Genomic DNA, 3,941 nt, shown 5'->3' with positions numbered 1-3,941 from the left:
AAGTGCTTCGACTGACCCTTCAGCTAAAGGTTGTTTTAATTGTTTATTTGAATCTTTTTTCATGGATGGACGCCCCTTTTTCTTAGATTGAAGGGCATCAATTCCTTGTGTTTCGAGCTGTTTTTTCCAAACAGAAATCGTTGAAGGGGCAGGAATATTAAAGATAGCTGCTGTCTCAAATAAGGACATACCGTTTTCAATCATAAAGTTTAGTATGTCTAGTTTAAATTGTTGTGTGTAATTTGTACATCGTTTTAGAAAAGCTTCCAGACCATTCTGTTTATATTGGTTTACCCAATTCAAAATGATTGTGTCACTTATACCGAGCGATCTACCCATTTCTCGATAACTTTCATTTCCGTTCAAATAACGTAGAACGATTTGTATTTTTTCATCAGCTGTAAATTTAGCCATAGAAAAACTGCACCTCCAATTGTTAGACTGTGTCTAACAATTGGGGTGCAGTTCATAGTAGCTGCTCTCTTTTTATTACAAAAAAATAGGTTAACAATTGAATATTGATGTTTTTTGGTAAAAGATGTAACGAATTGTGAATTTTTTGTAACAAAAAAGTAACACTGTAATTTTTTCTGGAAAAAAGTTCTTGTGCTCGTATATGAAAAATATATGAAAACCACTGGAGATTGTATTAGAAATACATTTTATTAATATGGAAATTTATGTTACAACTCGTTAATCGTATATTACGAATGCTTTGTAATTGTGTGATTTCTAAAAATTCTAAAAATCTGTTGCTATAATGAAAATACGAAAACAAAGCAAATGGAGGCTATTCATGAAAAAATTATTAGGTATAGCAACAGCAGCAGTTTTTGGTCTTGGGATTTTTGCGGGTTCTGCTAAAGCAGAAACAATTGTAACAACAGACGTATTAAATGTTAGAGAAAACCCAAATGTAGAGTCAAAGCTTGTAGGTAAAGTGTTAAGTGGGAATACACTAGATGTTATAAATACAGAAAATGGATGGACAAAAATTAAGTTGAACGGTAAGGAAGCGTTTGTAAGTGCCGATTTTACAAAGAGCACATATTATGTAACGGCGGGCGTATTAAATGTTCGTGCTGGAGCGAATACTGATTCTGAAATTTTAGGTAAACTTAATAAAAATGATGTGATTGAAACGACGAATCAAGTTCAAAATGAATGGTTACAATTCGACTACAATGGAAAAGTTGGATATGTTCACGTGCCATTTTTAACAGGAACAGCACCTGTAATCGAAAAGAAAGAGGTTGTAGCTCAAGAAGAAGCGCCAGCTAGAACAAATACGCCGGTTAAAAATAATACAGTAGTTAAGAATAAAGAGTCTGTTAAGAGTAACGATTCTATTAAGAATGTAGAATCAAGTAAACCTGTGGTAAAAGAAAAACCGGCTGAAAAACCAGTTGCAAAATCTACTGAAACAAGTGCGCCTACTGGTGGTCGTGAAATTACAGTAGAAGCGACGGCATATACAGCAGATCCGAGTGAGAATGGTTCGTATGGTGGTCGTGTATTAACTGCAATGGGGCATGATTTAACAGCAAATCCAAATATGAAAGTAATTGCTGTTGATCCGAAAGTAATTCCGCTGGGATCAAAAGTATGGGTAGAAGGATATGGAGAAGCGATTGCTGGAGACACTGGTGGTGCGATTAAAGGAAATCGTATTGATGTATTAGTCGGTTCAGATGGTAGTGCTAATAGCTGGGGGCGCAAATCTGTAAAAGTGAAAGTTATACAATAGGTTATCGATATTAATATAAAAAGCGGTTGCTTGAAATTATGTAAGCAGCCGCTTTTTATGGATTATTGAAATGGATAAATAGTTTTACCTGTAATAATTTTATATGCACTGCAAAATTGCGTTTGTATATATTCTGTATTTTTATTTTCTGGATGTAATGTTGTTTCATGGAGGGTAGAATGAAAAGCCCGTAGTAAACAATTTAGGGCGAAGTATAATTCCTCTTGTGAACAATTTTGTTCTTTTATAGAAGTAGCTAAAATGAGGTCTTTTGTCAAAGATGAAAAATTGATGGTGGATTGTTTCATAGTTAACTCATCCTCTCGAAACTATTTTTATCATGTATATGCAGAATTGGACAAACTATGTTCTTTTTTCTGCATAATTTCATGTACCGAAATGAAAGAACTTGCAATCATGCCGTTAAAATTGGTAAGATTGGGTATAATCAATAGATGGAGTATATTACATAAAGAGAGTTGAATGATATGGGAGAAGTGCAACGTGAAAAAGTTGCTGTCATCATTGGACCAACTGCTGTTGGAAAGACGAAGTTAAGTATCGATCTTGCCAAAGCGTTGAACGGTGAAATTATTAGTGGTGATTCCATGCAGATCTATCGAACGATGGATATTGGAACTGCAAAGGTAACAAAAGCAGAGATGGACGGAATTCCACATTATATGATCGATATAAAAAATCCGGAAGATTCATTTTCTGTCGCGGAATTTCAAGAACGTGTTCGCAAGCATATTCGAGAAATTACAGAACGTGGTAAATTACCAATTATAGTTGGTGGGACCGGTCTTTATATACAATCTGTTTTATTCGATTATCAGTTTACAGATGATGCTGGTGATGTGATATACCGAGAGCAAATGGAAACGTTAGCTTTAGAACGCGGTGTGGAATATGTACATAAAAAATTGCAAGAAGTAGATCCAGAAAGTGCGGAACGTATTCATGCAAATAATGTACGACGTGTCATTCGGGCGTTAGAAATTTTCCACACGTCGGGTGAAAAAATGAGTGAACAAATTGAGAAACAAGAAAAAGAGTTACTCTATGATGTTTCATTAATTGGCTTGACAATGGATCGAGAAATGCTATACGATCGCATTAACTTACGAGTGGATTTGATAATGGAACAAGGCCTATTAGAGGAAGTAGAAGGGCTGTATAATAGAGGGATACGAGATTGTCAATCTATTCAAGCGATTGGATATAAAGAAATCTATGATTATTTTGAGAATCGAGTCTCTTTAGAAGATGCGGTATCACAATTAAAGACGAATTCGCGTCGTTATGCAAAGCGTCAATTAACGTGGTTCCGTAATAAAATGGATGTCACGTGGTTTGATGTTACAAACGGTGAAAAAACGTCAGAAATTTTACGATACATAGAAGGAAAGTTACAAGTAAAGTCGAATAATAGTAAGTAGAGAAAAAGAGGAGGATTCGACATGAAGCAATCAATCAATATTCAAGATCAGTTTTTAAATCAACTCCGTAAAGAAAATACGTTTGTTACGCTGTACTTATTAAATGGTTTCCAGCTTCGTGGACTAATTAAAGGATTTGATAATTTTACAGTCCTGCTGGAAACAGAAGGTAAGCAACAGCTTATTTATAAACATGCAATTTCTACATTTGTACCACAAAAAAATGTTTCAATTGAATTAGAATAGTAATGAATTATTGTACATAACAAAAAAGAGCGAGTTTTGAACTGCACCCCAATTGTTAGACACAGTCTAACAATTGGAGGTGCAGTTTTTCTATGGCTAAATTTACAGCTGATGAAAAAATACAAATCGTTCTACGTTATTTGAACGGAAATGAAAGTTATCGAGAAATGGGTAGATCGCTCGGTATAAGTGACACAATCATTTTGAATTGGGTAAACCAATATAAACAGAATGGTCTGGAAGCTTTTCTAAAACGATGTACAAATTACACACAACAATTTAAACTAGACATACTAAACTTTATGATTGAAAACGGTATGTCCTTATTTGAGACAGCAGCTATCTTTAATATTCCTGCCCCTTCAACGATTTCTGTTTGGAAAAAACAGCTCGAAACACAAGGAATTGATGCCCTTCAATCTAAGAAAAAGGGGCGTCCATCCATGAAAAAAGATTCAAATAAACAATTAAAACAACCTTTAGCTGAAGGGTCAGTCGAAGCACTT

The 3,941-nt window shown here is 34.7% G+C and carries 6 protein-coding genes; 4 read left to right on the top strand and 2 right to left on the bottom strand.

The window, feature by feature from the left end; translation table 11 throughout:
* On the bottom strand, nt 1-414 hold a 414-nt coding region (locus ACTJJY_RS31760; RefSeq protein ID WP_440605686.1), incomplete at its 3' end, for a transposase.
* A 382-nt stretch (nt 415-796) separates the two neighbouring features.
* Here ACTJJY_RS31760 and entD point away from each other — a divergent pair.
* A complete protein-coding gene (gene entD, locus ACTJJY_RS31755; protein ID WP_440607426.1) occupies nt 797-1,747 on the top strand; it encodes a cell wall-binding protein EntD in 951 nt (316 codons plus the stop codon).
* A gap of 62 nt (nt 1,748-1,809) precedes the next feature.
* Here the strand turns inward: entD and ACTJJY_RS31750 are convergent, their stop codons facing one another.
* On the bottom strand, nt 1,810-2,055 hold the full coding sequence (locus tag ACTJJY_RS31750; RefSeq protein WP_000814426.1) for a hypothetical protein: 246 nt from the start codon (nt 2,053-2,055) through the stop codon (nt 1,810-1,812).
* Nucleotides 2,056-2,235: 180 nt separating this feature from the next.
* Here ACTJJY_RS31750 and miaA point away from each other — a divergent pair, with 180 nt between their 5' ends.
* The 3 genes from miaA to ACTJJY_RS31735 all read left to right on the top strand — a co-directional run.
* Nucleotides 2,236-3,189 (top strand): tRNA (adenosine(37)-N6)-dimethylallyltransferase MiaA, encoded by a 954-nt coding sequence (gene miaA / locus ACTJJY_RS31745; RefSeq protein ID WP_440607425.1) that lies wholly within the window; start codon nt 2,236-2,238, stop codon nt 3,187-3,189.
* A gap of 21 nt (nt 3,190-3,210) precedes the next feature.
* Complete coding sequence (gene hfq, locus ACTJJY_RS31740; protein ID WP_000813896.1) at nt 3,211-3,435, top strand: RNA chaperone Hfq; 225 nt, start codon at nt 3,211-3,213, stop codon at nt 3,433-3,435.
* Nucleotides 3,436-3,527: 92 nt separating this feature from the next.
* The coding region (locus tag ACTJJY_RS31735; protein WP_440605686.1) for a transposase at nt 3,528-3,941 on the top strand (414 nt) is incomplete at its 3' end.

The sequence above is a fragment of the Bacillus sp. 22475 genome (assembly GCF_052044835.1).
GTDB classification, from domain to species: domain Bacteria; phylum Bacillota; class Bacilli; order Bacillales; family Bacillaceae_G; genus Bacillus_A; species Bacillus_A cereus.
The sequence above is the reverse complement of the archived record's forward strand: the minus strand, read 5'-3'. Positions and strand labels throughout refer to the sequence as shown.

What these genes read in the sequence shown, in the direction of transcription:
- entD (WP_440607426.1), top strand. Translation starts at nt 797, where the DNA reads ATGAAAAAATTATTAGGTATAGCAACAGCAGCAGTTTTTGGTCTTGGG.
- ACTJJY_RS31750 (WP_000814426.1), bottom strand. Translation starts at nt 2,055, where the DNA reads ATGAAACAATCCACCATCAATTTTTCATCTTTGACAAAAGACCTCATT.
- hfq (WP_000813896.1), top strand. Translation starts at nt 3,211, where the DNA reads ATGAAGCAATCAATCAATATTCAAGATCAGTTTTTAAATCAACTCCGT.
- miaA (WP_440607425.1), top strand. Translation starts at nt 2,236, where the DNA reads ATGGGAGAAGTGCAACGTGAAAAAGTTGCTGTCATCATTGGACCAACT.